This window comes from Nocardia sp. BSTN01 (assembly GCF_015354405.1).
Taxonomy (GTDB): domain Bacteria; phylum Actinomycetota; class Actinomycetes; order Mycobacteriales; family Mycobacteriaceae; genus Nocardia.
This window is the reverse complement of record NZ_JADKYP010000011.1, coordinates 1-21,924: the sequence shown is the minus strand read 5'-3', so window position 1 is coordinate 21,924 and position 21,924 is coordinate 1. Positions and strand designations below refer to the sequence as shown.

At 68.4% G+C, this 21,924-nt stretch carries 12 protein-coding genes and 1 tRNA gene; 10 read left to right on the top strand and 3 right to left on the bottom strand.

The features are described from left to right. Positions 1 to 439 precede the first annotated feature (439 nt). From IRT45_RS12185 to IRT45_RS12175, 3 genes are all read left to right on the top strand, one after another. Positions 440 to 2,311 (top strand): ABC transporter ATP-binding protein, encoded by a 1,872-nt coding sequence (locus IRT45_RS12185; RefSeq protein ID WP_194805960.1) that lies wholly within the window; start codon positions 440 to 442, stop codon positions 2,309 to 2,311. Continuing rightward, on the top strand, positions 2,265 to 4,232 hold the full coding sequence (locus IRT45_RS12180; protein WP_194805959.1) for an ABC transporter ATP-binding protein: 1,968 nt from the start codon (positions 2,265 to 2,267) through the stop codon (positions 4,230 to 4,232). The genes IRT45_RS12185 and IRT45_RS12180 overlap by 47 nt, the downstream gene beginning before the upstream one ends. 64 nt (positions 4,233 to 4,296) lie before the next feature. Continuing rightward, entirely contained in the window at positions 4,297 to 4,917 is a 621-nt protein-coding gene (locus tag IRT45_RS12175; protein WP_194805958.1) for a putative glycolipid-binding domain-containing protein, read from the top strand. A 13-nt stretch (positions 4,918 to 4,930) separates the two neighbouring features. Here the strand turns inward: IRT45_RS12175 and IRT45_RS12170 are convergent, their stop codons facing one another. Continuing rightward, positions 4,931 to 5,881, bottom strand: a complete 951-nt coding sequence (locus IRT45_RS12170; protein WP_194805957.1) for a prephenate dehydrogenase — start codon at positions 5,879 to 5,881, stop codon at positions 4,931 to 4,933. Positions 5,882 to 5,939: 58 nt separating this feature from the next. Between IRT45_RS12170 and IRT45_RS12165 the strand changes: the two genes are divergently transcribed. The 7 genes from IRT45_RS12165 to IRT45_RS12135 all read left to right on the top strand — a co-directional run bounded on the left by IRT45_RS12165 (position 5,940) and on the right by IRT45_RS12135 (position 17,353). Further along, positions 5,940 to 6,476, top strand: a complete 537-nt coding sequence (locus tag IRT45_RS12165) for a tRNA adenosine deaminase-associated protein (RefSeq protein ID WP_194805956.1) — start codon at positions 5,940 to 5,942, stop codon at positions 6,474 to 6,476. Next, complete coding sequence (locus IRT45_RS12160; RefSeq protein ID WP_194805955.1) at positions 6,473 to 6,961, top strand: nucleoside deaminase; 489 nt, start codon at positions 6,473 to 6,475, stop codon at positions 6,959 to 6,961. The genes IRT45_RS12165 and IRT45_RS12160 overlap by 4 nt, the downstream gene beginning before the upstream one ends. Before the next feature lie 68 nt (positions 6,962 to 7,029). After that, positions 7,030 to 7,120, top strand: a tRNA-Ser gene (locus IRT45_RS12155). A gap of 717 nt (positions 7,121 to 7,837) precedes the next feature. Next, the gene (locus tag IRT45_RS12150) at positions 7,838 to 8,434 is read left to right on the top strand and encodes a GNAT family N-acetyltransferase (RefSeq protein ID WP_309240911.1); all 597 of its coding nucleotides are present in this window, start codon (positions 7,838 to 7,840) and stop codon (positions 8,432 to 8,434) included. 35 nt (positions 8,435 to 8,469) lie between these two features. Continuing rightward, entirely contained in the window at positions 8,470 to 14,796 is a 6,327-nt protein-coding gene (locus IRT45_RS12145) for a type I polyketide synthase (RefSeq protein ID WP_194805954.1), read from the top strand. 39 nt (positions 14,797 to 14,835) lie between these two features. Next, on the top strand, positions 14,836 to 16,233 hold the full coding sequence (locus tag IRT45_RS12140) for an aminotransferase class I/II-fold pyridoxal phosphate-dependent enzyme (protein ID WP_194805953.1): 1,398 nt from the start codon (positions 14,836 to 14,838) through the stop codon (positions 16,231 to 16,233). 184 nt (positions 16,234 to 16,417) lie between these two features. Then, positions 16,418 to 17,353, top strand: coding sequence for an LLM class F420-dependent oxidoreductase (locus IRT45_RS12135; RefSeq protein ID WP_194806045.1), 936 nt, complete (start codon positions 16,418 to 16,420; stop codon positions 17,351 to 17,353). A gap of 29 nt (positions 17,354 to 17,382) precedes the next feature. Here the strand turns inward: IRT45_RS12135 and IRT45_RS12130 are convergent, their stop codons facing one another. Both IRT45_RS12130 and IRT45_RS12125 read right to left on the bottom strand, forming a co-directional pair. Then, positions 17,383 to 19,692, bottom strand: a complete 2,310-nt coding sequence (locus IRT45_RS12130; RefSeq protein ID WP_194805952.1) for an MMPL family transporter — start codon at positions 19,690 to 19,692, stop codon at positions 17,383 to 17,385. 257 nt (positions 19,693 to 19,949) lie between these two features. Further along, positions 19,950 to 21,924, bottom strand: a 1,975-nt coding sequence (locus IRT45_RS12125) for an MMPL family transporter (protein WP_194805951.1), incomplete at its 5' end; no start/stop codon positions are given.

Below are 21,924 nucleotides of genomic sequence, written 5' to 3'. Positions count from 1 at the left end.
CGAGCAGGTGGGGGACGTCAGCAATCAGTGGGTGATGTTGGTCGGATGCGCACGGGCGTGGGGTATCGGAGGCGGACTATCCGGTGCGGCACTGGCTGTGTCTTTGGCCTCCGCTTCGCTCCGGCGGGGTCTCGGCCCCTTGGGCCTCGATTTTTCACTCCTCCGGTCAGTCGCTGCGCTCCCTCCCTCCGTCGCTCCAAAATCGAGGCGGGCCGAGACCCACCACTGTGCACAGTTGCGGAAGGTGCATTGGAAGGCGGGACGGGTTGACCAGCGGCTGTGCTGTTCGGGCGTGTGCAGCGGCGTCGCGGTCGAAAATCGGTTGGCGGGCGGCGGGAGCGCTGGCAATCTGGAAGGTCGTACGCGCGCTCGGTCGGGGGCCGGGGCGGTGCGGTGGTGATCGATTCGGCGAAAGACGACCTGACGAAGGGGGATTGTCGTGTCCGTCGCTACGACGGAGACCGTATCCGACTCGGAGGACGACAGAACCGGAACGGTCGACCAAAATTTCGGCGCCCGAGTGACGGGCGCGGGTTCGCTGCGGCGTCTGTGGCCGGAGATCCGGCCCTATCGGGCGGCGCTGTTCGGCAGCGCCGTGCTGTCGGGGCTCGGCATGCTGTGCGATATCGCGTTGCCGTTCGTCACCGCGCGGATCGTCGACGGCCCGGTCGCGCAGCGGGATTTCGGCGGCATCTGGGTGCCGATCGGGCTGGTGGCGGGGCTGGCGGTGCTCAGCACGATTACCTCGTGGTGGCGGCGGTGGATCGTCGCGGCGCCGGCGAGCCGGCTAGAGGTGTCCTTGCGCGGCAAGCTCTTCCAGCGATTGCAGGTGCTCTCGGTCGGCGTGCACGACGGGATGGAGTCGGGCCAGCTCACCTCGCGTGCGATCACCGACATGTCCACCCTGCGGCGCTTCTTCGCCTTCGTCGCGCCCTCGCTGCTGTCGCTGAGTGCGACGCTCGGCGTGGGTGTGGCACTGCTGTTCGTCCTGAGCTGGCAGATCGGGCTGATCGAATTGCTCATCGCGGTTCCGCTCGTTCTGCTCGCGCTGCAATTCGAACAGGGCTACGGTCGCGCCTCGCGTCTCGCGCAGGACCAGTCCGGGCATCTCGCCACGACGGTCGAGGAGTCCGCGCAGGGTATCCGCGTGCTGAAGGCGTTCGGCCGCGGCCCGTGGTTCGGCCGCCGGTTCCGCGCCGAGGCGCGGGAACTGCGGACGCTCGAGCTGGCCAAGGTGCGGTTGGCCGCGCGGCTGTGGACGGCGCTGAACACGTTGTCCGCGTTGGGTATCGCGGCCGCGCTCGCCGTCGGCGGGTACCTGCTCACCGAACAGGCGATGACGGTCGGCGCCCTGGTGGCCGGCATCACGCTGACCACCTACCTGCAGTGGCCGATCATGGGCTTCGGCTTCCTGCTGGCCGAGATGAACCACGCCCGCACCGCGGCGCAACGGTTCTGGGAGGTGATCGACACACCCGTAGAGATCACCGATCCGGAACATCCCGTGGCCCCGCCGCAGCCGCTGCGTGGCGAAATGCGGTTCGACCGGGTGCGTTTCCGCTTCCCGGACGCCGACCGCGATCTGCTGCACGACATTTCGCTGCGGCTGCGGCCGGGTGAGACGGTCGCGGTGGTCGGCGCCACCGGCAGCGGTAAGTCGGCGCTGCTGGGCCTGGTGCCGCGACTGTTCGACGTCGCGGCGGGCGCGGTGACGATCGACGGGATCGACGTGCGCTCGATGCGACTGTCGGATCTGCGGTCGCAGGTCTCGGTGGCCTTCGAGGATCCGGTGCTGTTCTCGGCCAGCGTGCGCGAGAACATCACCCTCGGCTATCCCGACGCCGGCGAGGACCGGATTCGTGCCGCACTGGAGGTGGCGTGCGCCGCGCGGTTCGTCGACGAGTTGCCGTGGGGCCTGGCCACCCGGATCGGGGAGCAGGGCCTGAGTCTGTCGGGCGGTCAGCGGCAGCGGCTGGCGCTGGCCCGAGCCGTGCTGGACCGGCAGAAACACTCCGGCGGGCACATCGTGGTCCTGGACGACCCGCTCTCCGCCCTGGACGTGAGCACCGAGGAACAGGTCCAGGTGCGGTTGCGCGAGGCGCTGGCCGGAGCCACCGTGCTGCTGGTGGCCCACCGCCCGTCGACCGCGGCCTGGGCGGATCGGGTCGCCGTCCTCGACGGAGGCCGCATCATCGCCGACGGACCCCACGAACGACTACTCGAAACCTGTTCGCGCTACCGGGAATTGATGGGAGGTGAGCTCGATGCCGGAGAACCCGAGCGAGGACGCAGCTACGCGCACGAACACTGACCGGGCGGGCACGATCACCGACCGCCCGGACGCCGCGGCCCGCGACAAGGCAGCCGGGGCCCTGCGCGTCGACGCCGATTCCGAGGCCGACTGGCGGGGCGTGGCCGCCGAAGAGGGCGAGCAGACCGATGCGGTCAACCTCGCCCTGGCGGCGCGGTCACGCCGCCTGCTGTGGTCGCTGATCCGGCCCTACCGCCGGTGGGCGGTCGCCGCGCTGGTACTGATCGTGATCGACAACGCCGCCCTGGTGGCGACGCCCCTGTTCGTCGCCCACGGCGTCGATACCGGTGTGGGCCGCGCGCTCGACGGCGACTGGTTGCCGCTCGCGCTGGCCGTGGGCGGCATCCTCGCCTGCACCGCGCTCGGCGGCGTGACGACCTTCCTCTTCCTGCGCATCTCCGGCAGGTTGAGCCAGCAGGTGCTGTTCGATCTACGGCTGCGGGTCTTCACACACGTACAGCGGCTCTCGATCGATTTCCACGAGAACTACACCTCCGGCAAGATCGTCGCGCGGCTCACCAGTGATCTGGAATCGCTCGAGGATCTGCTCGACCGTGCGCTCAACGACGCGCTGAGCGCCGTGCTGTCGGTGGTGACGATCGCCGCGATCCTGCTGTGGCTCGATATTCCGCTCGCCGCGGTGGTGCTGCTCGGTTTCGTCCCGCTGGTTTTCGTGACGCGCTGGGCGCAGCGGCGCCAGCGCGCCGGATACCGCCGAACCCGGGGCGCGATCGCGAAGGTGGTCGTGCATTTCGTCGAGACCATGGGCGGAATCCGTGCGGTGCAGGCTTTCCGGCGCGAGGGGCGCAACGAGGCCATTCTGGTCGACTCCGATGCCGAATACCGGGCCGCGAATATCAGCGCGCTGCACGGGATGGCGGCCTACATCGGACTGGTTCGGTTGATCAGCAATGTGACGAACGTCGTCATCCTGGTCGTCGGTGCGTGGCGAGTCATCCACGGCCACACCGAAATCGGTGTACTCGCGGCCTTCCTGCTGTACCTGCGGCAGTTCTACGGCCCGCTGGACGAATTGGCCCAGGTGTTCAACTCCTATCAGTCCGCGGCGGCCGCGCTGGAGCGGATATCGGGCGTGCTGGAGGAGCGGCCGAGCGTGGCCGAACCCGATGCTCCGCATCCGCTCGAGCGCGCGCGAGGTGAACTGCGCCTGACCGATGTCGTCTTCGGCTACCCGAGCCGGGACGACGTGTCCGGCAGCGAGGCTCGCCCCGCCCGATCGGTGCTGCCGCGGTTCTCGCTCACCGTCGAGGCCGGCCAGATCGTCGCGCTGGTCGGTGCCACCGGCGCCGGAAAGTCGACCCTGGCCAAGCTGATCGCGCGGTTCTACGACCCCGCGTCGGGCACGGTGTCGCTGGACGGCATCGACCTGCGCACGATCGCCGACGCGGATCTGCGGCGTGCGGTCGCGATGGTGACGCAGGAGTCGTACCTGTTCTCCGGTTCGGTCGCCGACAACATCCGGCTCGGCCGGCCGGACGCCACCGACGCCGAGGTGTTCGCGGCGGCCCGCGCGGTCGGACTGTACGACTTCGTGATGTCGCTGCCGGACGGATTCGACACCGATGTGCGCAAGCGCGGCGGGCGGTTGTCGGCCGGTCAGCGCCAGCTCGTCGCCTTCGCTCGCGTCTTCCTCGCCGATCCCGCGGTGATCGTGCTGGACGAGGCCACCTCGAGCCTCGACATTCCGGGCGAGCGGCAGGTGCAGCGCGCGCTCGAGACCGTGCTGCGCGGGCGCACCGCGGTGATCATCGCGCATCGGTTGTCGACCGTCGCCATCGCCGACCGGGTGCTGGTGATGGATTCCGGGCGCATCGTCGAGGACGGTACGCCCGCGGATCTGATCGCATCGACCGGACGTTTCGCGGCCCTGCACACCGCATGGCGCGAATCGCTGGTGTAGCGCAGGTGAACAACTCGCGCGCCGCGACCACACCGCGAGCCGGGTTGTCACCTACGGTAGAGGGGTGAGTAAGCCAGCCCAGGGCAATTCCGAGACCGCCCAGGCGAGCGAGGCCGCGGCGCCCCGCTGGCCGGCGGTGCTCACCTGGCGCGCGCGCGACGCGTCCCGGATGGAATCGGTCCGCGTGGTCCTCACCGGTAACCGGATCCGTGCCTCCGGTCGCATCATCGCCGGGGGCTGCGGTGAACATCCCGCGTTCAGCGCGTCCTACGACCTGGTCACCGACGAGGTGGGTCGCACGAAGCGGCTGTCGTTGCGCAGCACCGTCGCCTCGGGTGAACGGCATGCCTCGATCGCCCGGGACGAGGAGAACTACTGGCTCGTCGATGCCGGCGGCACCCACGTGCGGTCCATGTTCGGCGGTGCGCTGGATGTGGACGTGGTGCTGAGCCCGCTCTTCAACACCCTGCCGATTCGCCGTTTCGGGCTGGCGCACGCCACCGAGGACGTGCAGGTTCCGGTTGTGTACGTGCGGGTTCCGGATCTGCTCGTACAGGAGGCGATCCTCACCTACAGCAGCGGCGCCGACGGGATCCATGTGCTCTCGCCGGTGTCGAGCGCGACCGTGACCGTCGACGACGACGGATTCGTCGTCGACTATCCGGGCCTCGCCGAGCGGGTGTGACTCCGCGCGGTTCTCAGTCGAGGGAGCGGATCACGCCGCCCTGGCGTCCCGCGTCGCGTAACCGTTCCAGCCAACCCTGATCGCCGGGGCGGATATCGGTGATGTCCCAGCGCCGCAGGGTGTCGTAGCGGTCGCGTTCGCTGTAGCCCGCGTCGATCAGTTCGCCGAGGGTGCCCTCGTCGCGCAGGCTGTCGCGCGCGGCCTCGAGCAGGCGCAGCGCGTCGTCGATCGCCTCGGTGAGCGCGGCCGCGTTCGGTTCGCAGATCGCGCGCACCAGCTCGGGCGCGGTCGCCGCGACCCGGGTGCCGTCGCGGAACGATCCGGCGGCCAGACCCAGAGCCAGATCGCCGCCCGCGGCCCCCGCGACCGCCAGCGCCTCGGCCAGCACGTGCGGCAGATGCGAGATGCGGGCCACCGCACGGTCGTGTTCGTCCGCCAGGACCGGCACCACGATCGCACCGCAGTCCAGCGCCAGCCGCGCGACCCGGTGCCACGGTTCGGCGCGGGTGCCCGGATCCACCCCGACCGCCCAGGCCGCGTCGCGAAACAGGTCGGGAGACGATGCGGCCCAGCCGGATTCGGCGGTTCCCGCCATCGGATGCCCGCCGACGTAGCGCGCGCCCAGTTCCTGCCGGTGCACCTCGGCGCGCACCGGCTCCTTCACACTCACCACATCGGTCAGCGGACAGTCGGGCGCGAATGTCTTCACATCCGCGAGAACGGTATCGATGGCCGGCATCGGCACAGCCAGCACGATCAGCGCATCGTCGGTGGCGGCCCGGGACAGCACCGCCGCGATATCGGATTCGACGTCGAATCCGTCGGCCCGGGCGGCCTGCGCACCCGGAGCCGACCGGTTGTAACCCCAGGCCCGGTAGCCGGCCGCCGCCGCCGCGCGCAGCAGCGAACCGCCGATCAAACCCGTACCCAGTACGCACACCGAGGAATTCCGATCGCCTGTCATCGGATCAGATTCGCATACGACTTCAACATTTCCGCCGAAGCCGACTACCGTTGCGGCCATGGCACAGCGCTCGAGCACGAACAGGGCCACGTCGGACGATTACGACGATGTGGAAGGGTTCGCCGTGGCGGTCGTCCGCGAAGACAGCACGTGGCGCTGCAGCCCGCTCAGCGCCGCGGCACTGTCGAGTCTGTCCGCGGCCGAGGACGAACTGCGCGCCCTGCGCAGCACCGGTGCGGTATTCGGACTGCTGGACGTCGACGACGAATTCTTCATCGTCCTGCGGCCGGGTCCGACCGGGAGCCGGTTGCTGATCTCGGACGCCACCGCCGCGATCGATTACGACATCGCCGTCGAGGTGCTCGACGCGCTGAATGTCGAAGTCCCCGATATCGATCCGGACGAATTGGATGAGATCGATCCGTGGGAGGAAGGCGATCTGGGTGTTCTGGCGGACCTCGGCCTGCCCGAGCCCGTTCTCAGCGTGATCCTGGCGGAAACCGATCTGTATCCGGACGAACAGCTGGGAATGGTCGCACAGCGGCTGGGCTTCGCCGACGAATTCTCCGCGGTCCTGGACAAGCTGCACCGTTGAGCCCGGGGGCAGCGCCTGGTCCGGGGTCACCTCCGGCAGACGAGGATCTCGTCCGGGCCGCCCTCGCCGCCGCGGCGCAGACCGACCCGCGCGACGTCCCGGTGGGTGCGGTCGTCTTCGACGCGAACGGCCGCGAACTGGCCCGGGCCGGCAACGCCCGGGAGGCGCTCGGCGACCCGACCGCGCACGCCGAGATCCTGGCGCTGCGCCGCGCCGCCCAGGTGTACGGCGACGGCTGGCGGCTCGAGGGCGCGACGCTGGCGGTGACGTTGGAACCGTGCACGATGTGCGCCGGCGCGCTGGTCCTGGCCCGGGTCCGACGCGTCGTCTTCGGCGCCTGGGAGCCCAAGACCGGTGCGGTCGGTTCCCTCTGGGACGTGGTGCGCGACCGTCGCCTCAACCATCGGCCCGAGGTTCGCGGGGGCGTGCTCGAGGCCGAATGTGCGGCCGTCCTGGACGACTTCTTCCGCACTCGACGCCCCTGAGCTCTGCTCCCGGTGTCGCTGACCACCCGATTTCGGTTTCGCTCCGCCCGTCCGGTAAAGTCACCTGCGGTGGCGTGTCCGAGCGGCCTAAGGAGCACGCCTCGAAAGCGTGTGTGGGGTAACCCCCCACCGAGGGTTCAAATCCCTCCGCCACCGCCACAGCCCCCACCCGGATTCCGGGTGGGGGCTTTTTCGTCCGTACCGGTCGTCGTCACCCGGCCGAACCGGTACGAACCTTCGGTGCGTCCGGGTCGTGGCGGACGGCCTTGAAATAGCTGATCCGAGTCGGCTCCGCCTGCAGCACCGTGGTGTCCCTACCGCCGATGCTGTCGCCGCTCGATCACCAGTGTGCTCGAGTTCCGGTTCCTTTCGGCCTCCACGCGTCCCCTCACGGTCGGGGCCCAAGACTCGGTGGCGTCGTGCCTGGCGAGGATGCGGCGACCGAGCGGAATTACCATGGGTGGGAAGTCGCCGGAATCGCGTACGAACGAGGGTGATTGCCCGTGGTTCGCTGCGTGTCGTCACCGGCGCGTGACCGATACCGTCGTGAATATTTCTGAAACGCAACTGTTTTCGCGGCGGCGCGCGGTAGCGGTCGCGATCCGGGTGGGTGAGCCGACCGTGCTCGAGGTGTATTTCGCACGGGGTCGCGGGATTCGGCGGGGCTGCCCCGCGGTTGCCCGGCGGCGGGCGTGCGCCCGGCCCGCCGAACGTGTCGTACCGGCGTGATCTACTCCACGTTACCGACTGGTAGGAAGCGTCCAGCGCTGAGGTAATCTGGCGACCAGTTCGCTGGCCGGATGTTTCGCCGATGTGGTCGGCAGTGTGCAAATCAGTTGAGGGACAACAGCTTTGAGCAAAACCGGGAGTCCGGTCGTGCGGACCGCGACGCGCGACGACATCACCGGAATGGTGCGGGTACTGGCCGCGGCCTTCGCGCACGACGATCCGATCGAGGAATACGTCTTTCCGGACGAAACCGTCCGGCACCGGCGGGCGCCGCGGATGTTGCGGACCATGATCGAACATCGCTTCCTACCGGCCGGTGGCGCCGAGGTGGCGGAGCTGGACGGCCGCATCGTCGGCGCCCTGCTCTGGTACCCCGACGGTTACCGGCCCGGTGGGCTACGCGAATTCCTCGCGGGCCCACTGTTTCTCGCGGGAATGGGCACCGCCGTGGGAAGGGGAACCGAGGTCGACCGGACCATGGATCGGGCGGCACCGGCCGAACCCCATCTGTTCCACGTCTACCTCGGAACCGATCCGACACTGCAGCGCAGCGGCGTCGGTCGCGCGCTGTACGCGTCGTTCACCGACAAGGCCGACCGGCAGGGCGTACTCCTGTGCGGAATCTGCAAGGACGAGAACGTCGGCTACTACGAGGCCCTGGGTAACGAACGCACCGGGTCCGTCCAGCTGGGCAGGACGGGTCCGGAAATGAACATCATGATTCGCCGACCGCGTCCGCTCTGATCAGCGGGAATTTTCGAGTCGGCCGAGGAGTCGCTGTGTCTGACATTGCCATCGTCGGAATCGGATGCCGGTACGCCGGCGGTATCGATTCGCCGGAGTCCTTCTGGGATTTCGTGATCAACAAACGGGACGGAGTCACCGAGATCCCGGCCGACCGCTGGGATTGGCGGCGCTACTACGACGCCGACCGCCGCACCCCCGGCCGGATGTACACCAAGCGCGCCGCCTTCATGACCGGCGATCCGTGGGAGTTCGATCCCGACTTCTTCGGCATCTCCCCGCGCGAGGCGGCCGCCATGGACCCGCAGCAGCGACTCGTCCTGGAAGTGGTGTGGGAGGCGCTCGACGACGCGGGTGTCGCCGGACGCAGCGCCGGTTCGGGGCTCGGCGTCTACATCGGCGCCTTCACCCTCGATCAGCTGGCGGTATCGGTGGGTGGACCGGCGCTGCCGCATGTCGACATGCACACCGCCGCCGGCGCGTCGTACACCATGCTCTCGAACCGGATCGCCTACGCGCTCAACCTGACCGGCCCGGCGGTCACCGTCGACACGGCCTGTTCCTCGTCGCTGGTCGCCCTGCATCTGGCCTGCCAGGCCATCGAGAGCGGAGACTGCGAATACGCGCTGGCCGGCGGCGTGACCGTGATGGCGCAGCCGGAGCCGTTCGTCTCCATGTGCAAGGGGGGATTCCTCGCCGCCGACGGGCGCAGCAAACCGTTCGACGCCGCCGCCGACGGGTACGGCCGGGGCGAGGGCGCCGGCATCGTGGTGCTGAAGAAGCTCGCCGATGCCGAACGCGACGGCGACCGTATCTACGCGGTGGTCAAGGCCACCGGATCGAATCAGGACGGCCGCACCACGGCCATCACGGTGCCGAATGCCGATTCCCAGGAAGCGCTGGCCAGGACCGTGATCGAGCGCTCCGGAATCCCGGCGCACGAGATCACCTACGTGGAGGCGCACGGCACCGGAACGCCGGTGGGCGACCCGCTGGAACTGCGAGCCATCGGCCGGGCCTACGGCGCCGCCACCGGTCGGCCGGGCCCGGTCGGCGTCGGCTCGGTGAAGGCGACGCTGGGGCACACCGAAGCCGCGTCGGGTATCGCGAGCGTCATCAAATCGGCGCTGGCCATCACCCACCGCACCATCGCACCGCAGGGCTGGCTGGACACTCCCAATCCCGATATCCCGTTCGAGGAACTGGGAATTCGCCTCCAGACCGAGGCCGAACCGGTCGGCCCCGAGGTCGAGCGCATGACGGTGGCCGTCAACGGTTTCGGATACGGCGGCACCAATGCGCACGCGATTCTGCAGGAGTATGCCGGCGCTCCCGAAACCAGCCGGGCGCCAGAACATTTCGGTGTACTGCCGCTCTCCGCGCGAAACGAGACAGCGGTTCGGCAACTGGCTCGCGGCGTCGCCGAACTGATCGCCGAGGGCGCCGACCCCGGCCGGTTGGCCGAGGCCGCGTGGCGGCGCCGCAATCACCACAACCATCGCGCCGCGATCACCTTCGGTGACGACACCGAACTGGTCCGGGGCCTGGTGGACTTGGCCAACGGTCAGGGCCGAGTCGGTCGCACCGTCGCCAAGCGCACCGCCGAGCCGGTGTACGTCTTCACCGGTATGGGCCCGCAGTGGTGGGGTATGGCGCGCGAATTGCTCACCACCGACACTGCTTTCGCCGCCGAGGCCCGCCGCATCGACGCCGTGTTCACCGACATCGCGGGCTGGTCCGTCGTCGAGGAGTTGCTGCGGCCCGAAGCGGAGTCGAGGGTCACCTCGACCGCCGTCGCGCAACCGGCGAACTTCCTGGTCCAGGTCGCGCTGTACGCGGCGCTGCGGGAATACGGCATCGAACCCGCCGTCGTCGTCGGTCACAGCGTCGGTGAGGTCTCGGCCGCCTACGTGACCGGAATGCTGTCGCTGCGCGACGCGCTGCTGGTGAGCTACCACCGTGCCCGGTTGCAGGCCACGACGGCCGGCACGGGCGGCATGCTGGCGATCGGATTGCCCGCCGAGGCGGCGCGCGAGGTCATCGCCGCCGACAGTTCGGTCGACATCGCGGCGATCAACTCACCCTCGGCCGTCACGCTGGCCGGTGCGGCCGACCGCCTCGACGAGATCGCCGAAAAGCTCACCGCCGACGGTATTTTCGCGCGCCGGCTCCAGGTCGAGGTGCCCTACCACAGTCATCTGATGGATCCGATCCTGGACGAACTGCGTGCGGTGCTGGCCGGGCTCACCGTCTCGGAACCGCGCATCCCGCTGTACTCCACGGTCACCGGCGAACAGGTCACCACGGCCGACTGGAATGCCGACTACTGGTGCGCGAACGTGCGGCAGCCGGTGCGGTTCGCCGATGCGATCACCGCGCTGGTCCGCTCCGGCAACCGGGTGTTCGTCGAGGTCGGCCCGCATCCGGTGCTCGGCGCCAATATTCGCGAGATCCTCATCGGCGCGGGCGAAACCGGGACGACGGTGGCGACCCTGCACCGCAAACAGCAGGACGCCGACAGCCTGCGCCAGACCCTGTCCGGGCTGTACGCGGCCGGAGTTCTCGACATCGACGCGCTGTTCGCGGGAGTGGCGGATCCGACACCGCATATCGATCTGCCGCGTTATCCGTGGCAGCGCACCCGGCTGCGCAACGAACTGCCGGAATTCCGGCTGCTGCGCCACGGCACGCCCGACGCGCACCCGATGCTCGGTGATCAGCATCCCGACGATTCCAACGCCTGGCGGGTGGAATTGTCGCTCGCGGCGCTACCGTGGCTCGCCGATCACGTCGTGGGCGGCACCCGGATCCTGCCCGGCGCGGGATATCTGGATGCCGCGCTGAGCGCCGCCGCGGTGCGCACCGAATCGGATCAGGTGGCCGTGGAAGGCGTGCGGTTCGTCGCGCCGCTGGTCGTCGAGGAGGGCGAGGCGCCGATCGTCGAACTCCACGTGGAGGATTCGACCGGGCGCTTCACCATCCGTTCCCGGGGCGCGGCCGGCACCATCTGGACCGTGCACGCGCTCGGTCGCCTGGTCGAAGGCAGCTACGCCCCGATCACCGCGGACGTGCCCGATGTCGAGCATATGCTCGCGGTCGATCCCGCCGAGTTCTACGCCGGATTGGCCGCGCGCGGACTGGAATACGGCCCGACCTTCCAGCGCGCCACCGCGATCCGGATCTCGCCGGACACCGTGGTCGCACAACTCGACGGCACCATCGGCCAGGGGGAGCGGTACCTCGCCCACCCCGCGATCGTCGATGCGGCGTTGCAGAGTGTGGCCGCGCTGCTCGCCGGGCGCGGTGGCGCCCAGGAGGGCGCGATGGTGCCGGTCGGCGTGCGCACCGTGCGCCGCCTGGCGCCGCTGCCGGTCGAGGTCACCGCCGTGGCCCGGTTCACCGAGGGCGACCGGCCGCTGGCCGATATCGATCTGCTCGACGCCGAACGCACGGTGGTCATGCAGATCAGGGGGATCGAATTCGGATCCCTGACTCCGGGCCGCGGCCCACTGCAGCGCATGACCGACATGTTCTACGAGGAACGGTGGGAGTTGCGCGATCCGGTCGACACGACCGCACTCCCCCAGAACGCCGACCTCTACACCTTGGTCCTCGGCTACGGCGAGAACATCGACTCGCGGATCGAGCGGGTGCGCGACGCGGTCGCCGGCGGAGCCGGCTCGGCCGTCCTCCTGCTGGACCCGGCCGACACGGAGCTGGAACCGCAACTGGCACAACGGCTTCGCGACATCTTCGGCGACGAGGACGTGCGACGGCTGCACGTGTGCGTGGTCCCCGGGCACGCACCCGACGGTGATGTGGCCGCGCTGTGGACGTTGCGCCGGATCGCGGTGACGCTGGACGGCTATCTCGAGGAGCGGGTCACCGAGCACGAGATCGAGATTCCGCTGACCGGCGACGGCTCGCTGTTCGCGACCGTGGTCAGCGCCCACGCGTACGCCCATCCCGCGGACGAGACGGCGCCGGATCCCAGCCAGGCGGCGATCGCCGGCGCTCGTCGTGTGCTGCTCAACGAACAGTCCCGCCTGCGCTGGCGACTGGTCGATATCGATGCCGACACGACGGTCGCGGACCTGTCCGCGGAACTGGCGATCCCCGGTGGCTTCCAATACGACCTGGTCGACGAGGCCGTGTTGCGCAACGGCCTGCGCTGGACCACCGTCGTGACCCGAACGCTGCCCGAGCGGCTCGACGCTCTCGACACCGCCGAACCGCTCACCGACCCCGAGGCGAATTTCGAACTGGAACTGCCCCGTTCACGCACCTTCGCGCGGCTGGGCTGGCGGCGCTGCGAGCGGCGCGAACCCGGTCTGGGCGAGGTCGAGGTCCGGATGCGTGCCGTGGGCCTCAACTACAAGGACGCGCTGAAGGTGATCGGCGTCCTCGGTGAACGTGAACTGTCGGAGACCTTCTTCGGCCTGGTGCCGGGTATGGAAGGCGGCGGCGAGGTGGTCCGGGTCGGTCCCGGCGTCACCGACTACGCTCCCGGCGACGCGGTGAGCCTGACCTCCAAGGGCATGGTCGCGCGCTACCACACCACCTCGACCGATTCGCTCACCCACGTCCACCCCGACACCGACGCGGGACGGTGCAGCAGCGTCACGGCCTTCACCACCGCCGAATACTCGCTGCTCGAACTCGCGCGGATCCGGGCCGGTGAGACCGTGCTGGTGCACGGTGCGGCGGGTGGCGTCGGCAGCGCGGCGGTACAGATCGCGAAGTTGCACGGCGCCACCGTGATCGGGACCGCGAGCAGCGAACAGCGGCGCGCCTACGTCCTGGCCGAGGGCGCCGATCACGCGGTCGGATCGCGGTCGCTCACCTTCGTCGACGAGGTGCTCGCCCTCACCGGCGGCCGCGGCGTGGACGTGATCATCAGCTCCGCGCCGGGAGAGATCCTGCGCCAGAACTTCGCGGTGATCGCCGAATTCGGCCGCATCGTGGAGATCGGCAAGGCCGATATCTACACCGGCGGCATGCTGGATCTGTCCGCGTTCGACAAGAACGTCTCCTACTTCTCCTTCGATCTGGACCGGATGCTGCGGTTGCGGCACACCGAGGTGATGGCCCTGGGCCGCAAGGTCAACGCCAGCTTCGACGACGGCACCTATCGTCCGCTGCCGTTCCAGAAGTACGGAACCGCCGAGGTCGCTCAGGCCTTCGAGGAAGTGGCCCGCTCGACCCGGATCGGCCGCGTCGCGCTGGATCTGACCGAGGACCGACCGCTGGTCCGTCCGCAGCTGCCCGAGATCGAGATCGATCCCGCGGCCCAGTACCTGATCACCGGCGGTTTCGGCGCCTTCGGCCTGGCCACCGGGCGATGGCTGGTGGGCCACGGCGCCCGCCGGTTGACGTTGCTCGGCCGCGGCGGCGCCACCACCGAGGCCGCCGTCGCGCAGCTGGCGGCCTGGCAGGCCCAGGGCATCGAGGTCACCATCGAGCGGGTCGACATCACCGATGCCGATGCCGTGGCGGCGGTCGTCGCTCGCGCCCACCGGCCCGAGCATCCGCTGCGCGGGGTGTTCCACACCGCGGGCGCCATCGACGACAAGCGCATCACCGTCATGGATGCCGAGAGTCTGGCAAAGGTGTTCCGGGCGAAGGCCGACGGTGCGCGCGCACTCGTCGCCGGTATACAGGCAGCCGGGGCGCGGCCGGCTCAGTTCGCGCTGTGGTCCTCCGGTAGTGCGATGTTCGGCGGTGTCGGCCAATACGCGTATACCGCAGCCAATATCGCGCTGCAGGCGATCGGGGATTCGGTGATCCGCGATGGCGGCACCGCATTGGTCGTCGGCTGGGGTCATATGTCCGGTGGCGGTATGGCCGACGACGAGCACATCGCGCGATATCTGCGCAACACCGGCTTCGATTCGATCACCATGGACGAGGGGACCGAATATCTGGAGCAGGCGCTGCGCTTGGGCGTCACGCAGGCCTCGATCATTCCGGTCGATTGGGCGAAGGTGAACGCCACTGCGCCGTTCTTCGCCCAGACCGGGCGCACGAAGGAACTGATCGCCGCTGCGGCACAGGACGATTCGGCCGCCGCACGGCTGCGCGTCCAACTCGCCGAACTCGACGAGGGCAAGCGCAACGAGGTCGTCGCCTTCATGCTGGCCGAGCAATTGGCGCAGGTCATGGGCGTCTCCGCGGACTCGATCGACCTGACGGTTCCGGTGCCCGAACTCGGATTGGACTCGCTGATGGCCGTGGAATTCGGTGCGCTGGTGACGAAATCGCTGGGCGTGGAACTGATGTCGATGAAGATGGGCCGCTCGTTCAGCCTCGAACAAGCGGGTGCGCGGGTGGCCGAGGCGATCGTGCAGGGGGCGACGGGATGAGAAGGCCGCAGCCGTCCGCTGCGCCGGAAAGGATGCGGGATGAGTGAGTCGGCGCGGGAGCTGGCGCGGAAGTTGTTGTCCGGCACGATATCCGGCGGCACCGCTGCGCCGGCGTCTACTCCCGTGACGTCCGGTGGCCCGAGCGCTACGTTCGCGGCCGCCCACACCAAACCGGCCCGCCCACGCCGCGGCCCCGGACGCCAATTCGCCGACCACCCCGAGGTCGCGGCGATGGTGCAGAAGCGGGCGGCGATCGCGGCGGTGCACGAGCACAGCGGCACACCCAATCCGATGTTTCTCGTGCGAGAGAGCCCGAACGACACCGTGATTCGGTGGCAGGGCCGGGATCTGGTGAATTTCAGCGCCTACAACTATCTCGGCCTGGGCAACCATCCGAAGGTGGTGCAGGCGGCCAAGGACGCGCTGGACACCTATGGCGCCTCCGCCTCGGCCAGCCGCATCGTCGCCGGGGAGATCCCGATCTACGCCGAACTCGAACAGCGCCTGGCCGCGATGTACGACGTCGGCGACGCGATGGTCACGACCAGCGGCTATCTCACCAACGCCGGGGTGATCGGCTTCCTGCTGGGCGCCGACGACGTCGCGATCTGCGATTCGCTCATCCACGGCAGCGTGATCTCCGGGGTGCAGTGGTCGGGAGCGCGGCGGCTCAACTTCCGCCACAACGATCCGGAGTCGCTGCGTTCGGTGTTGCGCATGTCGCGCGGGAGCTTCGATCGGGCGCTGGTCGTCGTCGAAGGTCATTACAGCATGGACGGCACGGTCGGCCGGGTGAGCGAAATAGCCGCCATCGCACGGGAATTCGACTGCGCCGTCATGGTCGACGAGGCGCATTCCCTCGGCGTCTTCGGAGAGCGCGGCCACGGGATCCGCGAGCACTACGGGATGCCCGGCGACGCGGTCGACATCTGGATGGGCACCCTGTCGAAGGCATTGGGCAGCTGCGGCGGTTTCATCGCCGCCGACGCGGACCTGATCGCCGCGATGAAGGCCGCCGCGCCGGGTGTGGCCATGCTGACCGGCGGCCCCGCACCCTCGACCATCGGTGCCGCGCTGGCCGCACTCGACGTCCTCGAGGCCGAACCGCAGCGACTGCGCCGGCTGTGGTCCAACGCCGAGCACTTCCGCACCCTGCTCGGCGAACGCGGCATCGACCTCGGCATCTCCGAAGGCACCCCGATCTGCCCGGTGATCGTCCCCGGCGAACTGCGCGCCGGTTACGTCGCCACGACGCTGCTGCGCAACGGCGTCTACGCGGGCGCGATCTCGTCACCGGCCGTGCCCGCCGGTCAGGAACGCCTGCGCTTCTTCCTGACCTCCGAACACGAACCCGCCCAGCTGGAGGCCGCCGCCGATCTGCTGTCGGAGGCCATCGCCGGTGCCGCGCAGTTGCCGGACCTGAGCGTCACCGGCTGACATACGCGGCCGACCGCCGCGCGAGGGAGCTGTGCGACATGCCTGGTTCTCTCGCCGGGCGGTTCGGCAGGTACCGAAGGGTGGCACAGCCGGCGGTGTCGGGGCTCGAGGCCGAGCGTGGGCAGGCGCCGGAGCCCGGGCGTGCCGGTGAATCGGCATGTCGTGGCCCGGTACGTTGGTGCTCGTGGAACTACGAATCTTCACCGAGCCCCAGCAGGGGGCTACCTACGACGATCTGCTCCGGGTTGCGAAGGTGACCGAGGAGGCGGGGTTCGACGCATTCTTCCGGTCCGATCACTATCTGAAGATGGGCGGGGTGTCCGGTCTGCCGGGGCCGACCGACGCGTGGATCACGCTGGCCGGGCTCGCGCGCGAGACGTCCCGGATCCGGCTGGGCACCCTGGTCACCGCGGCGACGTTCCGGCATCCCTCGGTGCTGGCGATCTCGGTCGCCCAGGTCGACCAGATGTCCGGCGGCCGGGTCGAGCTCGGGCTCGGTTCGGGCTGGTTCGCCGACGAGCATCGCGCCTACGGCATCGATCTGCCGGATCTCGGTGAGCGCTTCGACCGCTACGCCGAGCAACTGGCGATCATCACCGGCCTGTGGCAGACGCCAGTGGGGGAGACCTTCGATTTCACGGGCAAACACTATGTGCTGCAGGGCAGTCCGGCCCTGCCCAAGCCGGTGCAGCAGCCGGGCCCGCCGGTGATCATCGGCGGTGCCGGCAAGAAACGCACACCGGCTCTGGCCGCGCGGTACGCGCACGAGTTCAACCTGCCGTTCACGGATGCGGAAACGGCTGCGGCGCAATTCGATCGGGTCGCCGCGGCGGCCCGCGACATCGGCCGCGATCCCGGTGAGATCGTGCGCTCGGCCGCGCAGGTGCTGTGCGTCGGCCGTGACGAGGCCGAGATCGCCCGCCGCGCCGAGGCGATCGGCCGCGAGGTGCACGAACTGCGCACCAACGGCCTGGCCGGCACCCCCGCGGAGGTGGTCGACAAGATCGGCCGCTACCGCGAGACCACCGGCATCACCCGGCTCTACCTGCAGGTACTGGATCTGTCCGATCTCGATCACCTGGAATTGGTCGCCGCCGAGGTCGCCGCCCAGCTCGGCTGAACGACGCGGTACCAGGTGGCAGTGTCGGCTCAGCCGACCTTCACCGGACTCCTGGGCTCGTCCGGATCGTCGACGTGGAGCTCGCGCAACCGCGCACCCTCCACGTCGATATCCGGCACGATCCGGCTGAGCCACCCCGGCAGCCACCAGGCCGCCCGGCCCATCAGTACCAGCAGCGACGGAATCAGGACCATCCGCACCAGGAAGGCGTCGAACAGCACGCCCGCGGCGAGCGCGAAACCCATCGACTTGGCCGTCGCATCCGATTCCAGCAGGAACGAACCGAAGACCGAGATCATGATGACGGCGGCCGAGGTCACCACGCGCGCGCCATGGTGGTAGCCGGAGATCATCGCGTCGGTGGGTGATTTCCCGTGCACGTATTCCTCGCGCATGCGGGTGACCAGGAAGACCTGGTAGTCCATGGCGAGGCCGAAGACCAAGCCGATCAACATGATCGGCAGGAAGCTCACGATCGGCCGGGGTTCGGAGATGAGGCCCAGCGCACCCTTCTGGAAGATCAGCACGGTGGCGCCGAACGTCGCCGCCATGGAGAGCAGGAATCCCAGTGCGGCGGTGAAAGGCACCAGCACCGAACGGAATACCGCGATAAGCAACAGGAATGCCGCACCCGCCACGATGGCCAGATAGGGCAGGATCTTACTGAGCAGCGCATGGTCGACGTCCGCGTAAATGGCTGTGGTGCCGGTGATTCCGTATTCGATGCCGTATCGGTCGTGCAGTGCGGATTCGGCGTCGCGGGCATGGCGAACCAGATCCTTGGTGGCCTGATCATTGGGTCCGGTGGTGGGTACGGCGGTCATCAACGCGCCCGCGCCGTCCCTGCTCGGCTGCGGCTGGGTCACGTAATCCATACCCGGATACGCGGCCAATTCGTCGTGCAGTGCGGTGAGCGCGGCCTGACGCTGATCGGCACGCACCTGCGACAGGTCGGCGACGACCTGCAGCTTGCCGTTACTGCCGGCACCGAATCCCTCGGTGCGCAGGTCGTAGGCCTTGCGAATCGTGGTGGTCCTGGGCTGGCTGTCCTCACCGGGCAGGCCCAGATTCAAGCTCAGCGCGGGCGCGGCCAGCAGACCCAGCACGATGATGCTCGCGACCAGCGTCAGCCACGGCATTCGCCCGATCATCCGCGCCATCCGCATACCGTTGGTGACCACCGAATCGTCCTCGGGATCGTGTTGCGCGATCACCGGCAGCTTCGGCTCGAACAGGTACTTGCCGAAGGCGCCGAGCAGTGCCGGCATCAGGGTGATGGCGGTGAGCACCGCGAACGCCGCCGCGATCGCCCCGCCCAGACCCATGAAGGTCAGGAAGCGGATGTTCACGATGGCCAGGGCGACCAGTGCGATGATCACCGTCGCGCCCGCGAACACCACCGCCGAACCGGCCGTCCCCAGCGCCGTGCCGGCGGCGATCTCCGGCGAACTCTGCACGGCGCGTTCGTGTTTGTAACGCGAGACGATGAACAGCGCGTAGTCGATCGAGAGCGCGATGCCGATCATCGAGGCCAGGAAGGTCGTGAAACTCGGAACCGACATGAACGACGTGCCGAGGAAGATCACCGAGGTCGCCAATCCGAGTCCGACGATCGCGGTGATGATCGGCACGAAGGCGGCCACGATCGCGCCGAAGGCCACCACCATCACCACCAGCGCCACGGCCATGCCGATCATCTCGGCCTGCCCACTGGGCTGCTGTTGTTCCATCGCCAGTGACCCGCTCATCTCCACCTGTAGTCCGGCGGCGCGCGCATCGTCACCGACCGCGAACGCGGCCGCGCGATCGTCGGCGGTGATATCGGTGAACTTCTGAATCGTGAACGGAACGGTCAGCACCGCAACGGTATCCGGATTCTCCTTGTTCAGGACGTTCACCGGCGCGGCACTGCAGCGCGAGACGAATTCCGGCGAACTGCGATCGGGCGCGAAGCACCCCATTTGTTCGGTGGCGGTGATCGGATCGACCAGTGGAGTCTTGTGATCGACGATGTTCAGATCGTTCAGCTTCGTGACCGTCCCCGCGACGGCCGCCCGCTGGGATGCGTCGGTGAGTTTCTGTCCCGGTGCCGCCCCGAAGACATAGGTGCCGGTCACCGCGTCGAAACTGAACGCCTCCGACATCCCCGGAAAGTGTTTGTCCATGATCTCGGTGGCGCGTTCCGACGGCAGATTCGGAATCGTGAAGTCGTCGTTCATCGGCTTCTTCAGCTGCGTGCCCAGACTGCCGATGAGCACGAACAGGATGAGCCAGACCGGGAGCACGATCCACTTGTGCCGGAAGGCGAATCTTCCCCACCGATACAGATACACGGACACGAGGCGCTCCTAGTGGTCGCTGGCCTCGATTGGAGTTGACTGCGAACCGGGGCCGGTCGCTGATCGAGCTGTGCGGTAGCCGGTGCACTCGCCGTTCCGGTCGGTCCGTCGAGTGGCCGAGCTGGAGAGCATTGGGTTCGAGTCTGCTGGCTCGTTGCTGCAAGATCAAGATCTGTGCGGTCCGAGATCTGCCGAGCCGGATACGCCACGGGCCCCCATCCGAGGTTCGGATGAGGGCCCGTGCCGTAATTCGTGGATCAGCCGACCGGGACCGGCTCCTTCACGGTCGCCGCGTCGCGGTCACGCTGCTGCAGCTCCCGCAGCTTGGTGCCCTCGACGTCGATATCGGGCAGGATCCGGTCCAGCCACTTCGGCATCCACCAGGCCCACTTGCCCATCAGCACCAGCAGTGACGGGATCAGCACCATCCGGACCAGGAAGGCGTCGAACAGCACGCCGGCCGCCAGTGCGAAGCCCATGGACTTCGCGGTCACATCGGACTCCAGCATGAATCCGCCGAAGACGGAGATCATGATGATGGCCGCGGAGGTGACCACGCGGGCGCCGTGGTGGTAGCCGGACACCATGGCGTCCTTCGGGGACTTGCCGTGCACGTATTCCTCGCGCATCCGGGTCACCAGGAAGACCTGGTAGTCCATCGCGAGGCCGAATACCAAGCCGATCAACATGATCGGCAGGAAACTCACGATCGGATGCTGATCGCCGATCAGGCCGAGCTTGTCCTGCTGGAAGATCAGCACGGTGGCGCCGAAGGTGGCCGCCATCGACAACAGGAATCCCAATGCGGCGGTCAGCGGCACCAGAACCGAGCGGAACACCAGTACCAGCAGGATGAACGCCGCGATCGCCACGATCGTCATGTACGGCACGATCTTGCCGAGCAGGGCATTGGACACATCGGCGTAGATGGCGGTCGAGCCGGTGATGCCGTACTCCATACCGTATTTCGCCTGCAGGTCCGACTCCGCGTCCCGGGCGTGTTTCACCAGGTCCTGCGTTTCGGAGTTGTTCGGGCCGTGATCGGGCACCGCGGTCAACTGGGCGCCGGTGCTGTTCACATAGTCCGGAGTCTTCTGCGGCGTGAGCTTGTTCGTCGACGGCATGGTCACGAAGTCCATGCCCTGGTAGCCGGCCAGCTTGTCGTGCAGGGCCATGACGGCCTCCTGACGCTGCTCCGGCTTGACCTTGGTCAGATCCGCGACCACCAGCAGGGTGCCGTTGCTGCCCTCGCCGAACCCTTCGGTACGCAGGTCGTAGGCCTTACGAACCGTGGTGGTCTTGGGCTGGCTGTCCTCACCGGGGAGGCCGAGGCTCAGATTCACCGCGGGTGCGGCGAGCAGGCCGAGCACGATCACGCTCGCGCCGAGGGTCACCCACGGCGCCTTGGCGATCAGCCGGGCGAAACGCTTGCCGTTGGTGACGGCGTCGTCGTTCTCGGTATCGGTCCGCGCGACCAGCGGCAACTTCGGCTTGAACAGGAAGCGGCCGAAGGCGCCCATCATCGCGGGCAGCAGGGTCAGCGCGACCAGGATCGCGAACAGCGCGGCCAGCGCGCCGCCCAGACCCATCCAGGTGAGGAAGCTGACGCCGACGATGCTCAGGCCGCACAGCGCGATGATGACCGTCATACCGGCGAAGACCACCGCGGAACCGGCCGTGCCGATGGCGACGCCCGCAGCCTCTTCCGGCGAATCCTGCACGGCGAGTTCATGTTTGTAGCGCGAGACGATGAACAGCGCGTAGTCGATCGACAGCGCGATGCCGATCATCGCCGCCAGCACGGTGGTGAAGTTCGGGATGTTGGCGATCGAGGTGCCGGCCATGATCAGCGAGGACGCCATGCCGACACCCACGATGCCGGTCAGAATCGGCACGAACGCCGCGATCAGCGCGCCGAAGGCGATCATCATCACGATGAAGGCGACGGCGTAACCGATCATTTCCGACTGTCCGCCCGGCGGCGCCTGCTCGGTGGCGATGGTGCCGCTGATCTCCACGTCCAGTCCGGCCGCGCGCGCCTCGTCGGCGACCTTGTATGCCTGGTCCCGATCGGCCTTGGTGATATCGGAGAAGGACTTGATCTTGAACGGCACGCTGAAGTAGGCGACGGTGTCGGCATTGTTGTTCTTGCCGAGCACGTTCAGCGGCGCCAGGCCGCATTTCGCGACGAAGTTCGGGTCGGTGCGATCACCGGAGGTGCAGCCGATCGCC

Excerpts from the sequence above, each read along its gene's own strand:
- IRT45_RS12180 (WP_194805959.1), top strand. The coding sequence starts at position 2,265 with ATGCCGGAGAACCCGAGCGAGGACGCAGCTACGCGCACGAACACTGAC.
- IRT45_RS12170 (WP_194805957.1), bottom strand. The coding sequence starts at position 5,881 with ATGACAGGCGATCGGAATTCCTCGGTGTGCGTACTGGGTACGGGTTTG.
- IRT45_RS12165 (WP_194805956.1), top strand. The coding sequence starts at position 5,940 with ATGGCACAGCGCTCGAGCACGAACAGGGCCACGTCGGACGATTACGAC.
- IRT45_RS12140 (WP_194805953.1), top strand. The coding sequence starts at position 14,836 with ATGAGTGAGTCGGCGCGGGAGCTGGCGCGGAAGTTGTTGTCCGGCACG.